Source organism: Bacillus sp. FSL W8-1202, from assembly GCF_038006165.1.
Lineage (GTDB): Bacteria > Bacillota > Bacilli > Bacillales > Bacillaceae > Bacillus > Bacillus subtilis.
The window spans coordinates 2,748,420-2,764,889 of sequence record NZ_JBBOUR010000001.1 but is presented as its reverse complement, the minus strand read 5'-3'; the positions used below and the strand labels follow the sequence as shown (position 1 = coordinate 2,764,889).

Here is a 16,470-nt window from a genome sequence, read left to right as displayed (position 1 = left end):
GAGATCTTACATCATCATATAAGGATTCATATCAATTGAAATCATTACATGTTTTTGTTCAATTTCGCGTTTATAATGTTCCAGTATCTTCTTCAATAAAGCGGATAACTGGTTTTCCTGTTTGTATTTTATCACGCATTGATAGCGATATCTATCTTTGATCCTGGCTATCGGCGACGCGCTTGGTCCGAGAATTTTCGTGTCATCTCCGCAGTTTGCTTTCAAAAAATGAGCGATTTTTTCAGCTGTAACCGCTGCTTTCGCCACTTCCTCATGAGAAACAGTCACAAGAGCCAAATAGTAGTATGGCGGATAGGATTGCTCTCTCCTGTGCGCCATTTCATGCTGATAGAACGTTTCATAATCGTGTGTTTTCGTCAGCTGGATACTGTAATGAGACGGTGTATACGTTTGAATGATGACATGGCCGGGCTTTTCATGCCTGCCTGCCCGGCCGCTGACTTGCGTTAACAGCTGAAATGTTTTTTCAGCCGATCTGAAATCAGGAATATGAAGTGTTGTATCAGCACTTAACACTCCGACAAGCGTGACATTCGGAAAATCAAGCCCTTTCGCGATCATTTGCGTTCCGAGAAGAATATCCGCTTTTCCTTCTCCGAAAGCTGACAGTAATTTTTCATGGGCGCCTTTCCGTGATGTCGTGTCAACATCCATCCGAATCACTCTCGCACTTGGCAGCACTTTTGTCAGCTCTTCCTCCACTCGCTGTGTTCCCGTTCCGAAAAAGCGGATATGCTCGCTTGCGCATTCAGGACAAGTGTGCGGAACAGGCTCTTCATGTCCGCAATAATGGCATTTCAGCCTTTGGCCGTAACGATGATACGTCATGGAAATGTCGCAGTGCGGGCATTGCGGGACATAGCCGCAATCCCTGCACATCACAAAGGAAGAATAGCCCCTCTTATTTAAAAACAGCACCGCCTGCTCACCCTTGGCAATCGTTTCTTCAAGCTTTTCCATCAATTCAACTGAAAACATCGAACGATTGCCGTTTCTAAGCTCCTCTCTCATATCGACAAGCGAAACCTCAGGCATCACCCGGTGGTTAACACGGTGCTTCAGTGAAAGAAGCTCGTATACGCCCTTTTGCGCTCTTGCATATGACTCTAATGTCGGCGTAGCACTCCCTAATACAACCGGGCAGCTGTGATGCTCAGCCCGCTTGATTGCCACCTCTTTCGCATGATAGCGCGGCATTTCTTCCTGTTTATAGGAAGACTCGTGCTCTTCATCGATGATTATCATTCCGAGATTTTCAAACGGAGCAAAAATCGCGGATCTGGCACCGACGACAAGCCGTACTTCCTTCCGGTGGATTTTACGCCACTCGTCATATTTTTCTCCTGTGGATAAACCGCTGTGCATGACTGCCACCTGGGAGCCGAAGCGGCCCTTGAAGCGGTTGACCATTTGCGGCGTCAGCGATATTTCCGGTACGAGGACGATGGCTTCTTTTCCTTTCGCCAGTACTTTTTCAATTGATTGCAGATAAATTTCCGTTTTTCCGCTTCCTGTCACGCCGTGAAGGAGGAACACTTTATGCTCATCGCTGTCCAATGTCTCGCGTATGGGCTCGAAGGCAGCCCTCTGTTCGTCTGTCAGCGGCAGGGGCTCTGTTTTTTTGAACATTTTGTCCTGATAGGGATCTCTGTAAACCTCTTCATAGCTTTCCTTCAAAAGCCCTTTTTGGATAAGGGTTTTAATGGTTGCAGAGCTCGTATCCGTTTTTTTGCACAATTCCGCCGCAGGAATTTTCACACCTTCCGGCTCAGAGATGAGAAAGTGGAGAATCGCCTGCTGTTTTGCTGCTTGGCGGGACAATCCCTCAGCCTGCTTAGCAAGCTCTTCTTTACTCGCATTTGCCTGAATATGCCTGACCATTTTTTTATTGGTTTTTTGCGCGACTTTATACGTCACGTCAATGTCCCCTTTTTGAACATGCCTTTGAATCAGTTTCAGCGTCTCATGATCGGGTATATCTGAATACAGCAGCGTCTTTGTTTCAGAAAACAGCCGTTCCACTTGCGGCGGAAGATCGGCTCCGTGTGCAATTTTTAATTCTTTTTCATATTTCGCCTTTAAGGCGGCAGGCAGCATTGCTTGAAGCGCCGTTATTTTAAAAGACAGCGTTTTGTCTGACAGCCATGATGACAGATCCATAAGCTCCTCTGTCAGAACAGGTGTAAGATCTAATAAATCCTCTACTTCCTTGACAGATTTTCCCGATAGGTCAGATGCTTCTTTGACTGCTGTCACAAACCCTTGAATCTTACGGGGGCCAAACGGAACAATGACCCGCATCCCCGTTTTGACCATGCCCTTCAGATGGTCTGGGATTTTATAATCAAAAGGCCTGTCTATATTTTTGGTGCTGACATCAACGATGACTTCTGCAAAATTCATGAGCGCTCTCCGGTTTGTTTTGAGAGGGCTGCGATCTCCTGAAGGATTTCAAAAGAAACATCGAGCTTAGACATAATCGGGAGTTCGCGTTTATGCCCGTCTTTGAAAAAGATTGTCACGATATTCGTATCAGCACCAAAACCGGCCCCATTTGCTTTCACATCATTTGCCACAATCAAATCAAGGTTTTTAGCGGCGAGCTTTTTACGTGCATAGTGTTCAATGTCTTGTGTTTCGGCGGCAAATCCGACCAAAATCTGCTCTTTCTTTTTCTCGCCCAATTCTTTCAAAATATCGACTGTTCTTTTCAGTTCTAAGGTCATGCCGCCGTCTTGTTTTTTCATTTTATGGTCAAATACTGTTTTCGGCGTAAAATCGGCTACCGCAGCTGTTTTAATGACTATATCGCTTGCGTCATACACAGAGAGCACAGCTTCGCGCATATCCGCAGCCGATTGAACAGGGATAAACTCAGCAAGGCCTTTAGGCTGATCAAGTGAAACAGGCCCAGAAATTAAGGTTACCCGTGCGCCGAGCTGGACAGCAGCCTCCGCTAGTGCGTAGCCCATTTTGCCCGTCGATTTATTGGTAAAAAACCGGACAGGATCAACCGCTTCCCGCGTTGGGCCGGCTGTAATGACCACATGCTTGCCTTCTAAAGGAGCGGATGTTTCTTCAGCAAAATGTTTTTCGGCCAGCTTTACGATGTTTTCCGGCTCTTCCAATCTGCCTTTTCCTACGTAACCGCATGCTAAATAGCCCTCACTTGGCTCAATAAAACGATAACCGTCCTGATAAAGAACAGAAATGTTTCGTTTGACTGCCGGGTGGTCATACATATGAACGTTCATCGCCGGCGCGATCCAAACGGGAGCCGTTGCTGCCAACAATGTTGTCGTCAGCATATCATCAGCGATGCCGTTTGCCAGTTTTCCAATCACATTAGCCGTAGCCGGCGCTACGATAATCAAGTCGGCCCAGTCTGCGGCATCAATATGAGAAATAACGCTTGGATTTTGTTCTTTAAATGTATCTGTATAGACTTCGTGGCGGCTCAATGCCTGAAATGTCAGCGGTGAAACGAATCGGCAAGCGGACTCAGTCATAATCACTTTGACATTTGCTCCTGCCTGAACCAGCTTGCTCGTTAACGCACAGGCTTTATAAACAGCGATGCCTCCGCTCACGCAAAGTAACACATTTCGATTGTTTAGCAATGAATTCTCCCCCTCTGCACTTTACAAAACCGCACGGAAAAAAATAACAACCTACATGTGATATAGGTTGCTACTTGTGCTACTATTCGCGGTCTTCCTTTTCAAACGAAAGCAGGCCTGCATCAATTTCTTCTAAAGCTTTGCCTACATATTTGTGTGAAATCGTATGTTCAATCATTTGGTCTTTTTTGATTTGCATTTCACGTGCGCGTCTCGCAGAAACAGTCACCAGCGTATATTTTGAATCTAATTTATTCATTAAAGAATCAATTGACGGATCTAACATTGATTATTCAACCTCCAGCATTTTCTTATATCTTGGTGCAACGCGTTCACGCTTCAAATGTTCAGCAAGAACGATTGCTTTGATTTTATCGCAAGCCGTTTCGACATTATCGTTTTCAACGACATAGTCATAAGCATCCATCATTTCGATCTCAGCTTTTGCGGCTTTCATTCGATTTTCAATCAGAGCGTCTGTTTCTGTGCCTCGTGTCACGATTCTGTTTTTCAGTTCAGAAAGGCTTGGAGGCGCAAGGAAAATAAACAGGCCTTCCGGGAAAGCATTTCTCACTTGAAGAGCCCCTTGAACTTCAATTTCTAAAAAGACGTCTTTTCCATCTTGAAGCGTCTGTTCAACATAATCGACTGGCGTGCCGTAATAATTGCCGACATACTCTGCCCATTCAAGCAGCTTGTTGTCCGCAATCATTTGTTCGAATTCGTCTCTTGTTTTGAAAAAATAATCGACTCCGTTCACTTCGCCCTCTCTTGGACTTCTTGTGGTTACTGAAATCGAATATTCAAATTTTGTGTCTTCCTGCGAAAAGATCGCTTGTCGCACCGTTCCTTTACCAACTCCTGAGGGACCTGAGAGAACGATTAATAACCCTCTTTCTTTCATGCGGCAATTACCCCTGCCCTTCATCCATAATTTCTTCTTTAACAGAAAGTCTGTGTGCAACTGTCTCAGGCTGGACGGCAGATAAGATAATGTGATCACTATCCATGACGACAACTGCACGGGTTCTTCGTCCGTATGTAGCGTCAATTAGCATTCCGCGGTCTCTTGCATCCTGAATCATCCGTTTGATTGGCGCAGACTCCGGGCTGACAATCGAAATCATCCGATTGGCGGAGATGATATTGCCAAATCCGATATTAATCAGTTTAATCGTCATCTTCTACGTTCCCCCTGTAAAATAGACGTCTCTAGTTTAGCCTAGTAAGACCGTCTGTAAACAATACGCACAGTCACTATTCTATATTTTGCACTTGTTCTTTTATTTTTTCAATAGAACTTTTCATTTCAACGACAAGCTTTGTGATCTGATGATCATTTGCTTTTGAGCCGATCGTATTTGCTTCCCGATTGAGCTCCTGAACAAGAAAGTCGAGTTTGCGCCCGACAGCTCCGCCACTAGCTAATATATCACGAAACTGGGCGAAGTGGCTCTTCAGCCTTGTAATCTCTTCAGTGATATCAGAGCGGTCTGCAAAAATAGCGCATTCTGTTACAAGCCGGCTCTCGTCTAATACGTCTTCAGTCCATTCTTTGATTCTGGCGTACAGCCGTTCCCGATAACGAGATACGACATCTGCAGCCAGCAATTCAGTTTCTCTCACCAGCTCTTCAAGCTGATCAATATGCATCAGGCAGTCTTTCGCTAAGAGCAGCCCCTCTTTTTCACGCATTTCACAGAGACCTTTTACCGCTTCTTCTGCAGCATCGATGATCAACGCCTCCAGCTTGTCATTTTGCGTCTGTTCTTCATGAACCTGGACGACATGATCAAGCTTAAAGAAATCCATTACATCGGGCTCTGCAGACAATTGATACCGCTTCTTCATATCTCTCGCGGCTGCGACAAACTCATCGAGCAGCGGCCAATCAATTTCAAGCCTTTTCTCAACAAGCATATCGCTGTCAACGGATACGAAAAGCTCAATTCTTCCGCGCTGAATATGCTGCAGAATGGTCTGTTTCAGCTTATCTTCAAAATATAGCAAAGGCCTTGGCAAACGAGCGTTCACTTCTTTAAATCTGTAGTTCACAGATTTAAGTTCAACGCTTACAGAGAGATCGTCTTGTGTTTTGCTTGCACTGCCGAAGCCTGTCATACTTCGTATCATTTTAAAACACCCAATTCTTCCCTGTTCTCATAATAAAAGGGCAATAGACACGCTATTACCCCTAAGATTATATCATATGAATTTATTTTTTTCTTGTTAAAAGTGACCCCGCCAGCAAAAAAGTAGGGATGGCAGACATACCGATGACGAGCATCCAGTCCCCCGGCGTGATGGCTACAGTATGGAAAATCGGCTGAAGCGGCGGATAGTAGATTACTACAAGCATCAGCAAAATGGATGACAATACCGCGCCGATTAAATACAGGTTTTGAAACGGATTTCTAGAGAAAACAGAAGTTTCGCTGCGGCAGTCAAACACGTGAATAAGCTGAGCGAGCACCAATGTGGCAAACGCGATCGTCTGGGCATAAGCCAAGTTTTCCGGATTGCGGTGGTACACAATGATAAACGCTAAAATAGTGGCAACTCCGATTAAAAATCCTCTGGAAACGACCTTCCATCCTAGCTTGCGGGCAAATACCCCTTCTTTCGGATGACGGGGCTTGCGCTTCATGACGTCTCCTTCCGGCTGATCCATGCCGAGCGCCATTGCCGGCAATCCGTCCGTCACCAAGTTGACCCACAAAATCTGAATCGGAACGAGCGGTAAAGGAAGGGCCAGCAGCATCGCAAACAGCATGACAAGGATTTCTCCGACGTTAGACGCCAACAGGTATCTGATAAACTTCCTGATATTTTCGTAGATGTTCCTGCCTTCTTTTATCGCTGATTTAATCGTCGCAAAATTATCATCTACGAGAACAAGAGATGATGCTTCTTTGGCCACATCTGTCCCGGTAATACCCATAGAGACGCCGATATCAGCTTGTTTAATGGCAGGAGCATCATTGACGCCGTCTCCCGTCATCGCCACAATATGCCCGTTCTCCTGATAGGCTTTTACGATTTTTAGTTTATGTTCAGGGGAAACGCGGGCAAATACATATACATCCTCCACCACATGAGAAAGCTCTTCTTGAGAAAGTTCATTCAGCATCTTGCCGTCCATGATTTTGCCGCTTTTCGGAAGGAGGCGCAAGTCTTTCGCTATCGCTTTAGCGGTTTCTACATGATCACCTGTTATCATAACGGTCTTAATTCCTGCTTCACGGCATTCTTTTATCGCCTGTCTGACTTCCGGCCGCGGGGGATCAATGATACCTGAAAGGCCAAGCATGGTCAGGTCTTTTTCCGCCTGCTCCATTGACGGTGTTTCGCCTGCTTTTATCGGCCTGTAGGCGACCGCTATCGTTCTGAGCGCCTGTGATGCCAAATGTCTTAATACCGCCTCTGTTTCTGCTTTTCTTTCATTTGAAAAAAGAGCCGCTGAGCCGTCATAATAAATACGGGAAGATCGCTGCATCAGTACATCCGGTGCACCTTTTGTAATGATATAGCGCTTTCTGTCTTGATCCTCTACGATGACAGTCATCATTTTCCGTGCAGAATCAAACGGAAATTCTTCGATCACCCGGTAGTTTGATTCAACAAACTCCTTTGAAAAACCGCCTTTTCTTGCCGCGGTGAGCAGCGCTCCCTCTGTCGGATCTCCGTCAAGCACATATTCGCCGTCTCTTTTCTCAATATTGGAGTTGTTACAAAGCGCTCCGAACAGAAGCATCTGCTGAAGCGGCTTATGTTCATTGACATTGATCTCTTTTTCGTTTAGTGTGAAGCTTCCTTTCGGTTCATAGCCGGCCCCTGCCACTCTCCATGTTTTCCCTCCGGACCAGACATGTGTCACCGTCATTTTGTTTTGGGTCATTGTCCCTGTTTTATCTGAACAAATGATAGACGCACACCCAAGCGTTTCAACAGCAGGAAGCTTTCTAACAATGGATTTTTGTTTAATCATCCGCTGTACACCAAGCGAAAGCGCCACTGTCACAATCGCCGGCAGCCCCTCCGGAATAGCAGCTACCGCTAACGAGACACCTGCTAAAAACATACTGTACAGATCATGCCCCTGAATAACACCGACAGCAACGACAAGTACGGTCAGAAGCAATGCAACAACAATCAAAATCTTCCCGAGCTGCTCCAGTCTTCTTTGCAGCGGGGTTGACAATGTCCCTGCCGATTCAAGCATGTCGGCAATTTTCCCCATAGCCGTATTCATTCCTGTCCCGACGACAACCCCCACACCGCTGCCGCGGGTCACAATCGTACCCATAAATGCCATATTGGTAATATCGCCAAGTGAAACATCCGGTTTTTTCAATTTATCAGCATGCTTCACAACCGGGATTGATTCCCCGGTCAGCGCTGATTCTTCTATTTCAAGGCTTCTTGCTTCAACAATTCGAACGTCTGCGCCAATTCTGTCCCCGCTCGTAAATTTCACAATATCACCCGGCACCAGTTCCTTAGAAGGAATCTTTGTCCAGCTTCCTTCTCTGAGTGCCATGACATGCGGTGTTGAAAGCTCTTTTAAAGCCTGAAGAGATTGCTCAGCACGCCTTTCTTGAAAGAAACCGAGTATGCCATTCACAAACACAATCGCAATAATCGCAACCGCATCTACATATTCACCAAGAAAACCTGAGATTAACGTTGCCGCCAGAAGCACAAGCACCATAAAATCTTTGAACTGCGCGAAAAACAAGAGAAGCGCTGAAGTTTTTTTCCCTTCTTGCAGCTCGTTTGGTCCATGCTTGTCAAGGCGTTTTTTTACCTCTTTTTCTGTTAATCCTTGTTTCATGGACGTATTGGTTGCCTCTAGTAAATCTGTTTGTCCCATTTCATGAAACTTCATTCCGCTCGTCCACTCCCCTGCTCTCTTATAGAGATATCACTCTATAAGCATGCTTATTCTGACTCGTCCCATTTCATGCTATAATTATCGAATGCAGGAAGAATGAGAGGGTGTATTGCATATGTCGTTTGATGGCATGTTTACATACGGAATGACACACGAACTTAACGAGAAAATAATGGGCGGACGAATTACAAAAATCCATCAGCCATATAAGCACGATGTGATTTTCCACATCCGTGCCAAGGGAAAAAACCAAAAACTATTATTATCGGCACATCCGAGCTATTCACGGGTGCATATCACGGCACAAGCTTATGAAAATCCAAGCGAACCGCCAATGTTTTGCATGTTGCTGAGAAAGCATATCGAAGGCGGATTCATTGAGAAAATTGAACAAGCGGGCTTAGACCGCATTATGATTTTTCATATCAAAAGCCGAAACGAAATTGGCGATGAAACCGTACGAAAGCTTTATGTAGAAATTATGGGCCGCCACAGCAATATCATTTTGACTGACGCAGCAGAAAATGTGATCATCGACGGACTTAAGCATTTATCACCGTCAATGAACAGCTACCGTACAGTACTGCCCGGCCAAGATTATAAGCTTCCGCCTGCCCAGGACAAAATATCGCCTCTTGAGGCGTCAGAAGATGATATTTTGCGTCACCTCAGCTTTCAAGAAGGAAGGCTTGATAAACAAATTGTCGACTACTTTTCAGGGGTGTCTCCGCTTTTCGCCAAAGAAGCGGTTCACAGAGCAGGCCTTGCCAACAAAGTCACACTGCCAAAAGCATTGCTGGCACTGTTTGCCGAAGTGAAAGAGCACCGTTTCATTCCCAACATTACGACTGTAAACGGAAAGGAATATTTTTATCTGCTGGAGCTGACTCATCTAAAGGGCGAAGCGCGCAGTTTTGATACATTAAGCGAACTGCTCGACCGTTTTTATTTCGGAAAAGCTGAACGAGACCGGGTCAAGCAACAGGCTCAGGATCTTGAGCGTTTTGTTGTGAACGAACGGAAGAAGAATGCCAACAAAATCAAAAAATTAGAGAAAACCCTGGAGTATTCGGAAAACGCGAAGGAATTTCAGCTTTACGGAGAGCTTTTAACCGCTAATTTATATATGCTGAAAAAAGGTGATAAACAGGCTGAGGTCATCAATTATTATGATGAAGAAAGCCCGACAATCACGATTCCTTTAAACCCGAACAAAACGCCTTCTGAAAACGCACAGGCCTATTTCACGAAGTATCAGAAAGCGAAAAATTCGGTCGCAGTTGTCGAGGAGCAAATCAGGCTGGCACAGGAAGAGATCGAATATTTTGATCAGCTGATTCAGCAGCTTTCGTCCGCTTCTCCCCGGGATATCAGCGAAATCAGGGAAGAGCTTGTAGAGGGCAAATATTTACGCCCTAAGCAGCAAAAAGGCCAGAAAAAGCAAAAACCGCACAATCCGGTGTTAGAAACATATGAATCCACCTCAGGGCTGACAATTTTAGTGGGTAAGAACAATCGTCAAAATGAATATTTAACGACAAGAGCGGCGGCCAGAGACGATATCTGGCTTCACACGAAGGACATTCCAGGCTCCCACGTTGTGATCAGAAGCAGCGAACCGGATGAGCAAACAATCATGGAAGCCGCGACAATTGCAGCTTATTTTTCAAAAGCTAAAGATTCAAGTTCAGTGCCTGTAGATTATACAAAAATCAGACATGTCAAAAAACCAAACGGCGCGAAACCCGGTTTCGTCACCTATGACAGCCAGCATACCGTCTTTGTCACGCCTGATGCTGATACTGTCATCAAGCTCAAAAAAAGCTGAGCCGCATAAAGAAAAGCCAGAGCATTTGTATGCTCTGGCTTATTTCTTTCTTCTCACCTGATAAAGCCTGTTCACTTCAGCAATAAAATCGCCGTCAATCAGCTTATCCACGTTTTCAGCAAGCTCTTTCGTGTGCTTTGGACTGGCTCCGCTTGTAGAAACAGACACAGTGACATGCCCTCTTTTGACGATTTTCGGCATATATACATTGCCAAGCTCAGCGTCACTGACACAATTGACAAGCTGAAAAGGCGATGCGGATTGGGCAATTTCTTTGTTCACTGCCGCATTATCCGTCGCAGCAATAATGAAGAAAGCATTGAGATAATCTTCTTTTTCAATTGTCCGTTTTTCCCATTTGATACGTCGCTCTTCTGCCATTTGCTTGATTTCCGGTTCAACATCCGGACTGACGAGCGTTATATCAGCTCCCTCAGAAATCACCGTTTTCAGCCTTCTGAGAGCGATGCTGCCGCCCCCCGCAATCACAACCTTCTTCTTTTCCAGGCTAATGTGCAGCGGAAGCATATGAACCTCCATCAAAATCAAATTGCCCCTCAGGATTTGCCGCAGTTTCTCTCACACGGTTCAAAAATGCGTTTTTCACATGAGGATGAAAACCGATATAGGAAGAGAGGTAGACGTTCGGATTATGAGCTTTTAATTTCTGAACCTCTCGTTCGATTTCATTCATCAGCATACCCGTAAAGAGCAAATATGGAACGATAAAGGTTGTTATGCCGTCATCTTTTTTAAGTTCTGAAAAAACCTCTTTGTAATTAGGGCCGCATGCTGTCAAAAAGCACGGAATGACTTCCTTGACTGGAATCATTTCCTGAAGAAGATTAGCAATACCAGTTACGTCTCTTTTGACATCTGGATCTGAACTTCCCCTTCCGATGAGTACCACTCTGGCATTTTCATATGGAACACCTATGTCTTTCATTCGGTGATATACAGCCTTGACTACTTCTTCGTCAATCCCGATCGGCTTTCCATATGAAATGCGGACTGACGGATATCGGGATGCAACACGGGCAATTTCTTCCGGAATATCATGTTTTGCATGCGCAGCTGTTAAAAGAAGCAGAGGCACCACTGCGATATGAGTGGCGCCTTGCTTCACACATGCTTCAAATCCTGTCTCAATTGTCGGCTCCTGAAGCTCTAAAAAGCTGATTTCTTGTACTGGCACAGAGATGTGGGCCTTGCATCCTTCCAAAAAGGCTGCGGCTTCTTGCTGTGCTTTTTTGACCCGGCTGCCGTGGCCGACATATAAAATTGCTTGTTTCATTTTTACAACGCCTCGCTTAAATCTTGTTTTTTCAGTTCAGATTCAAACCATTCCAGCTTATAGTGATAATTTACAACATTTCCAATGACAATTAAACTCGGATTTGTAATGTTTTCTTTTACCACCGTTTCTGAAAGGGTGTCAACTGTACAAAAAACAGATTTTTGCTTGTCCGTTGTTCCCCAATGAATAAAGGCTGCCGGCGTAGAACCGTCCCGGCCGTTTTCAAGGAGTTTTCTTTCAATCTGCTGCACGTTTTTGATACCCATATAGATGACAAGTGTATCAATTCCTGTAGCCAGCGCTTTCCACTTTTCCTCAAAATCTTCTTCTTTTTTATAATGACCCGTTACAAAAGCGACGTTAGAGCCCGCCTCCCGATGAGTAACAGGAATCCCGGCATAAGCGGCTGCCGCGATTCCAGACGTAATGCCGGGGATGATTTCAAACGGAATTCCATTTTCAGAGAGGCATTCCGCTTCTTCCCCTCCTCTGCCGAACACAAAAGGGTCTCCGCCTTTCAGTCTGACAACCATTTTCCCTTTTTGCGCATACTTCACAAGAAATCGATTGATGGTTTCCTGCTTCATCGTATGAAAATCTGGAAGCTTCCCGCAGTAGATCAGGTCTGCTTGCTCTTTGGCATATTGTAAAATCTCTTTATTTACTAATCTGTCATATAAGATGACATCAGCTTTTTCAATGGCTTTCAGCGCTTTAATTGTCAACAGATCAGGGTCACCAGGACCCGCTCCTACAATATATACTTTCCCCATCGTATTTCCCCCGATCTATTCGAGTTCTTCCAGAACATTCGCTGTGATGTTATTCTCGCTTGCATTCCGGCATCTGAGAAGAACACAGCAGATCATATTCAGCTCAATTTTTGTTTAACAAACTCGATCAGCTGATTTTTACACGCTTCACGGTCATGCTGTCCTGAATCAAGAACGAGCTCTGGAGCTTCCGGTTCTTCATAAGGTGAATCAATTCCTGTAAAGAACGGAATCTCTCCGTTTCTTGCTTTTTTGTAAAGCCCTTTCGGATCTCTTTGTTCACAAATATCAAGGTCGCATTTAATGTAGACTTCATTAAATTCGCCCGCTTCCACAAGCTCGCGAACCTGTTGCCTGTCCTCGCGGAAAGGAGAGATAAAAGCAGTAATCACAATGGTTCCCTGCTGAACAAAAAGCTTTGCCACCTCTCCGATTCGGCGGATGTTTTCTTTTCGGTCTTCATCAGAAAAACCAAGATCCTTATTTAAGCCGTGACGGATATTATCCCCGTCCAGCACAATCACTTGGTAGCCTTGCTCAAACAATTCTCTCGCAGCGGCGTTGGCAATCGTTGATTTGCCTGAGCCGCTTAACCCTGTCAGCCAGAGAATGGAGCTTTTATGCTTGTTTTTTTGCTGGTACTCTTCTTTTGTGATAGAGGCTTCATGCCATACAATATCGCGATTTGTCACTGCCAGTCCTCCTTAAGATACGCCTACTTCTTCTTTTTTCTTCATCCCTTTGATTAACACTTCTACGACTTCTTTTCGACTGAATTCAGCAGGCGGCAGCACACCGTCTCTCAGCATGCCTCTTACCTTAGTGCCTGATAAAATGACGTGATGCTCTCTGCCATGAGGGCATGTTTTCGCTGTTCCCATATTTCCGCATTTTTTACAGAAGAAGCTGTGCTCAAATTTCAGCGGCGTAATCCCGAGTTCTTCAGGTTTAAATGTGTCAAACAGCTCCTGTGCTTCGTATGTTCCGTAATAGTCACCTACACCTGCATGATCACGGCCGACGATGAAATGTGTGCAGCCGTAGTTCTTTCTGACAAGCGCGTGGAAAATTGCTTCTCTCGGGCCTGCATAACGCATCGCCGCTAAAAAGACACCAAGGAAAACGCGATCTTTCGGGTAATAATGATCAAGAAGCACTTGGTAGCTTTCCATCCGTACATCAGCTGGAATGTCATCAGATTTTGTTTCACCTACTAACGGATTCAAGAACAAGCCGTCTACTGTTTCAAGAGCCGTTTTTTGAATGTATTCATGCGCTCTGTGAACAGGGTTTCTTGTTTGGAAACCGACAATGGTTTCCCAGCCATTTTCCGCAAACTGGCGTCTCGTTTCTGACGGTTCAAATGTAAATTCAGGGAACTGTTTTGAAGCTTTTTTAATCAACGTAATCGGCCCGCCGACATATGTATTGCCGCGGCTGAACAGCTTTTTAACACCAGGATGCTCCTGTTCATCTGTTTTGTACACATTGACAGCTTCTTTTTGTTTGTCAGGCACATACAGGTCTTCGATTTGGATAACGCCGTATGTTTCTCCTTCATACGTTAACTTTACCGTTTCACCAACTGACAGTTCCGCTGCTTTTTGCGCATCGACCGGAAGCGTGATTGGAAGAGACCAGACAACGCCGGAAGAAAGACGCATGTTTTCGACCACAGATACGTAATCTTTTTCATTAAAGAAACCTTCAATCGGGCTGTATGCACCGATACCGATCAATTCCAAATCCGCGAAAGAAATTAAATCAAGTTCAATTTCTTTTTGAATGCCGCTCACATCATATGATTCATCTACTCTGTTTATTAATGTTCCTCCGTGTGGTGCTAAGCTCATAATATCCATCTCCTCCTAGTTAACTTATAAAATTACTCAGATTAATGATCAGATTCCCCCGCCTTGTTCGTGGACTGAGCGTCTCTCTTTACGAATGGCCTTTGTCAGGCTGACGGCACCGCCCGTCGCTAAAAGCACACTTACCATGATAAAGATCGAATAATAATCTGCTTTTAAAAACAAGGATACAAGCAGATAAGAAATCGATAAAGATAAAAACGGCGATACGATCCATACCTTCAGCATCGTTTGAACAACTTGTTTATGGAACACGTTCGGACCGTTTTTTGCCATGCCTATTCCGATAATAGACGATGACGTGACTTGCGCCAAGGGCACCGGCATCCCAAATACAGAACTGATGATCACCAGTCCCGCTCCTGTACCGGATAAGAGAATGCCTTCCCCTTTGGAGAATCTCGTAATTTTCTTCCCGTTTGTTTCTAGCACACGCCGGCCTAATAACAGTGCGCCAAGCGCAACAAAAGCTCCTCCATACAAGGTTCCTTTTCCGACATCAAGCACACCGGCAGCTACTAACGGGCCAACAGCATTCGCCACGTTATTCATGCCGGCAGAGAATGCTTCGAAAAATCCGGCAACTAACAAAACAATGCCGAGGATTTTTTGCTTTTTAGAAGATTTTACTTCAATCTTAAAATAACGAAACAGCTTAGATACGAAATAGGTGAAGCCGAAAGCGAACAGCGGGACAAAAACCCAAAATGACACAATGATCAGAAGATTGTTCACAAACAATACTTTATAAGCCACTCCCACGCCGACAACCGCGCCGACTGTTACTTCACTTGTCGACAAAGGAATGCCGAGCAGATTAGCAGTAAAGAGCGACAGGGCAGCAGCTCCAATAATGATGCAAACAATCGTCAGTGTAATCGTCTGCTCAGGAATAATGCCGGAGCTGATTGTTTTTACAACCTCGCCTCCGCCAATGACCGCCCCGGCAAAGACACCGACTGCGCATAGGATCAAAGCGTAGGTTTTCTTTTTGATGGCTCCGGAGCCGTAAGCAACCCCCATCGAAGCTGCAGCGCCGCTTGCACCAATATTCATCGCGAAAAACAAGCTAAATAAAATAGCGGCTAATTCCATTTTGCAGCTCCTTATTCATGCAGTCCGCATTCTGTTTTCGCCATACCATTCCATCTGCCTGAGCGCAAATCCTCTGCTGTAAAAGCGGGAGCAGTGCAAGGCGCACAGCCAATACTTGGATATCCTTGGTCATGAAGCGGATTGTAGTCCAGTTCATTCCGGGATGTGTATCTCCAAATGTCTTTCCAAGTCCAATGGATAAGCGGGCAAACTTTTACTGACTTGAATTTTTCATCTTTGTTTAAGAAATTCGTATTGGCACGGCTTGGCCCTTGATCGCGGCGCAGGCCGGAAAGCCAGGCTGGATGTCCTGAAAGCGCCTCTCTTAAAGGAACGACCTTTCTAAGATAGCAGCACTGATTCGGCTCTCTTTCCCACAGTTTGTCACCATGTTCTTCGGCTTGTTCCTCAAGGGTGAGATCCGGTTTTTTCAGGATGATATTAAGACCCGGATAACGCTCTTTCACTCGTTCAATTGTTTCATAGGTTTCTTTAAAATGAAGTCCTGTATCAAGAAACACAATCTCTGCGTCTTTTTTCACTTTATAAATTAAGTCAATCAGAACGATTCCCTCAATTCCGAAACTGCAGGCATAAACAAGCTGATCGCCGTAATGGCCGTATGCCCATTTTAAAACTGACAGCGCTCCTTTATAAGGATCGTCTTCCGGAAATGTAATCGTTGGTTCTTCCCAATTATCATACGTTAACATTTCTTCTTTCCTCCTTTCGGAGACAAACAAACAGTAGCTTTCTGCCGGTTGTCTTTTCCCATGTAATGTGATTCGCGGCTGCTGATATACAGATAGCCTTTTTACCTCTTAAAATAAAAAACTTTCAATCCGGCGGAAAGAAAGACAGGAACAGCATGCAGCCCTTATCTTTCAAAATGGAATTCATTTTGCTGGAAGTAGCACCTTACAAACTATGCAGGTTGCCGGGCTTCATAGGTCCAGTCCCTCAGCCGCTCTTGATAAGTTTTTAGATTTGTAGTAAATTTTAGCACAATTCTAACATAAGTCAACCCGACTTTTTTTATAGGATTAATAAAAAAAACAGGCCTCACAGCCT

At 44.9% G+C, this 16,470-nt stretch carries 15 protein-coding genes and 1 riboswitch; of the genes, 1 reads left to right on the top strand and 14 read right to left on the bottom strand.

Features of this window, described 5'->3' with window-relative positions; translation table 11 throughout:
• Positions 1-6 precede the first annotated feature (6 nt).
• From priA to NSQ09_RS14370, 7 genes are all read right to left on the bottom strand, one after another.
• Positions 7-2,424 carry a primosomal protein N' gene (gene priA / locus NSQ09_RS14400; protein WP_341031791.1) on the bottom strand — a complete coding sequence of 806 codons (2,418 nt, stop codon included), beginning with the start codon at positions 2,422-2,424 and terminating at the stop codon, positions 7-9.
• Positions 2,421-3,641, bottom strand: coding sequence for a bifunctional phosphopantothenoylcysteine decarboxylase/phosphopantothenate--cysteine ligase CoaBC (coaBC, locus tag NSQ09_RS14395; RefSeq protein ID WP_017694849.1), 1,221 nt, complete (start codon positions 3,639-3,641; stop codon positions 2,421-2,423). The genes priA and coaBC overlap by 4 nt, the downstream gene beginning before the upstream one ends.
• Positions 3,642-3,723: 82 nt before the next feature.
• Positions 3,724-3,927 (bottom strand): DNA-directed RNA polymerase subunit omega, encoded by a 204-nt coding sequence (rpoZ, locus tag NSQ09_RS14390; RefSeq protein ID WP_003221520.1) that lies wholly within the window; start codon positions 3,925-3,927, stop codon positions 3,724-3,726.
• Between the two features lie 3 nt (positions 3,928-3,930).
• Positions 3,931-4,545 carry a guanylate kinase gene (gmk, locus tag NSQ09_RS14385; protein WP_003232083.1) on the bottom strand — a complete coding sequence of 205 codons (615 nt, stop codon included), beginning with the start codon at positions 4,543-4,545 and terminating at the stop codon, positions 3,931-3,933.
• A gap of 7 nt (positions 4,546-4,552) precedes the next feature.
• Positions 4,553-4,822, bottom strand: a complete 270-nt coding sequence (gene remA / locus NSQ09_RS14380; RefSeq protein ID WP_003154355.1) for an extracellular matrix/biofilm regulator RemA — start codon at positions 4,820-4,822, stop codon at positions 4,553-4,555.
• Positions 4,823-4,898: 76 nt separating this feature from the next.
• A complete protein-coding gene (locus tag NSQ09_RS14375) occupies positions 4,899-5,774 on the bottom strand; it encodes a YicC/YloC family endoribonuclease (protein WP_009967215.1) in 876 nt (291 codons plus the stop codon).
• Positions 5,775-5,856: 82 nt separating this feature from the next.
• Positions 5,857-8,529, bottom strand: coding sequence for a calcium-translocating P-type ATPase, SERCA-type (locus NSQ09_RS14370; RefSeq protein ID WP_041057411.1), 2,673 nt, complete (start codon positions 8,527-8,529; stop codon positions 5,857-5,859).
• Between the two features lie 121 nt (positions 8,530-8,650).
• On the opposite strand from NSQ09_RS14370, the gene rqcH reads away from it, so the two are divergent.
• On the top strand, positions 8,651-10,363 hold the full coding sequence (gene rqcH, locus NSQ09_RS14365) for a tRNA modification protein RqcH (protein WP_172843760.1): 1,713 nt from the start codon (positions 8,651-8,653) through the stop codon (positions 10,361-10,363).
• 39 nt (positions 10,364-10,402) lie between these two features.
• Here the strand turns inward: rqcH and sirC are convergent, their stop codons facing one another.
• The 7 genes from sirC to NSQ09_RS14330 form a co-directional block, all read right to left on the bottom strand.
• On the bottom strand, positions 10,403-10,891 hold the full coding sequence (gene sirC / locus NSQ09_RS14360) for a precorrin-2 dehydrogenase (protein WP_017694847.1): 489 nt from the start codon (positions 10,889-10,891) through the stop codon (positions 10,403-10,405).
• The gene (sirB, locus tag NSQ09_RS14355; RefSeq protein WP_024572607.1) at positions 10,872-11,657 is read right to left on the bottom strand and encodes a sirohydrochlorin chelatase; all 786 of its coding nucleotides are present in this window, start codon (positions 11,655-11,657) and stop codon (positions 10,872-10,874) included. Before sirB ends, sirC begins: the two co-directional genes overlap by 20 nt.
• Before the next feature lie 2 nt (positions 11,658-11,659).
• On the bottom strand, positions 11,660-12,433 hold the full coding sequence (gene cobA, locus NSQ09_RS14350) for a uroporphyrinogen-III C-methyltransferase (RefSeq protein WP_015383623.1): 774 nt from the start codon (positions 12,431-12,433) through the stop codon (positions 11,660-11,662).
• A 98-nt stretch (positions 12,434-12,531) separates the two neighbouring features.
• Positions 12,532-13,125 (bottom strand): adenylyl-sulfate kinase, encoded by a 594-nt coding sequence (cysC, locus tag NSQ09_RS14345; RefSeq protein WP_015252120.1) that lies wholly within the window; start codon positions 13,123-13,125, stop codon positions 12,532-12,534.
• Positions 13,126-13,137: 12 nt separating this feature from the next.
• Positions 13,138-14,286 (bottom strand): sulfate adenylyltransferase, encoded by a 1,149-nt coding sequence (gene sat, locus NSQ09_RS14340; protein ID WP_129134274.1) that lies wholly within the window; start codon positions 14,284-14,286, stop codon positions 13,138-13,140.
• Positions 14,287-14,334: 48 nt separating this feature from the next.
• A complete protein-coding gene (gene cysP, locus NSQ09_RS14335) occupies positions 14,335-15,399 on the bottom strand; it encodes a sulfate permease (protein ID WP_103330241.1) in 1,065 nt (354 codons plus the stop codon).
• Positions 15,400-15,410: 11 nt separating this feature from the next.
• Positions 15,411-16,112 (bottom strand): phosphoadenylyl-sulfate reductase, encoded by a 702-nt coding sequence (locus tag NSQ09_RS14330; protein ID WP_029317783.1) that lies wholly within the window; start codon positions 16,110-16,112, stop codon positions 15,411-15,413.
• 161 nt (positions 16,113-16,273) lie between these two features.
• Positions 16,274-16,379: riboswitch (SAM riboswitch) on the bottom strand.
• Between the last annotated feature and the right edge of the window lie 91 nt (positions 16,380-16,470).

What these genes read in the sequence shown, in the direction of transcription:
- NSQ09_RS14375 (WP_009967215.1), bottom strand. Translation starts at nt 5,774, where the DNA reads ATGATACGAAGTATGACAGGCTTCGGCAGTGCAAGCAAAACACAAGAC.
- cysP (WP_103330241.1), bottom strand. Translation starts at nt 15,399, where the DNA reads ATGGAATTAGCCGCTATTTTATTTAGCTTGTTTTTCGCGATGAATATT.
- NSQ09_RS14370 (WP_041057411.1), bottom strand. Translation starts at nt 8,529, where the DNA reads ATGAAGTTTCATGAAATGGGACAAACAGATTTACTAGAGGCAACCAAT.
- priA (WP_341031791.1), bottom strand. Translation starts at nt 2,424, where the DNA reads ATGAATTTTGCAGAAGTCATCGTTGATGTCAGCACCAAAAATATAGAC.
- gmk (WP_003232083.1), bottom strand. Translation starts at nt 4,545, where the DNA reads ATGAAAGAAAGAGGGTTATTAATCGTTCTCTCAGGTCCCTCAGGAGTT.
- sat (WP_129134274.1), bottom strand. Translation starts at nt 14,286, where the DNA reads ATGAGCTTAGCACCACACGGAGGAACATTAATAAACAGAGTAGATGAA.
- sirC (WP_017694847.1), bottom strand. Translation starts at nt 10,891, where the DNA reads ATGCTTCCGCTGCACATTAGCCTGGAAAAGAAGAAGGTTGTGATTGCG.
- cobA (WP_015383623.1), bottom strand. Translation starts at nt 12,433, where the DNA reads ATGGGGAAAGTATATATTGTAGGAGCGGGTCCTGGTGACCCTGATCTG.
- remA (WP_003154355.1), bottom strand. Translation starts at nt 4,822, where the DNA reads ATGACGATTAAACTGATTAATATCGGATTTGGCAATATCATCTCCGCC.
- rpoZ (WP_003221520.1), bottom strand. Translation starts at nt 3,927, where the DNA reads ATGTTAGATCCGTCAATTGATTCTTTAATGAATAAATTAGATTCAAAA.
- NSQ09_RS14330 (WP_029317783.1), bottom strand. Translation starts at nt 16,112, where the DNA reads ATGTTAACGTATGATAATTGGGAAGAACCAACGATTACATTTCCGGAA.
- sirB (WP_024572607.1), bottom strand. Translation starts at nt 11,657, where the DNA reads ATGAAACAAGCAATTTTATATGTCGGCCACGGCAGCCGGGTCAAAAAA.
- rqcH (WP_172843760.1), top strand. Translation starts at nt 8,651, where the DNA reads ATGTCGTTTGATGGCATGTTTACATACGGAATGACACACGAACTTAAC.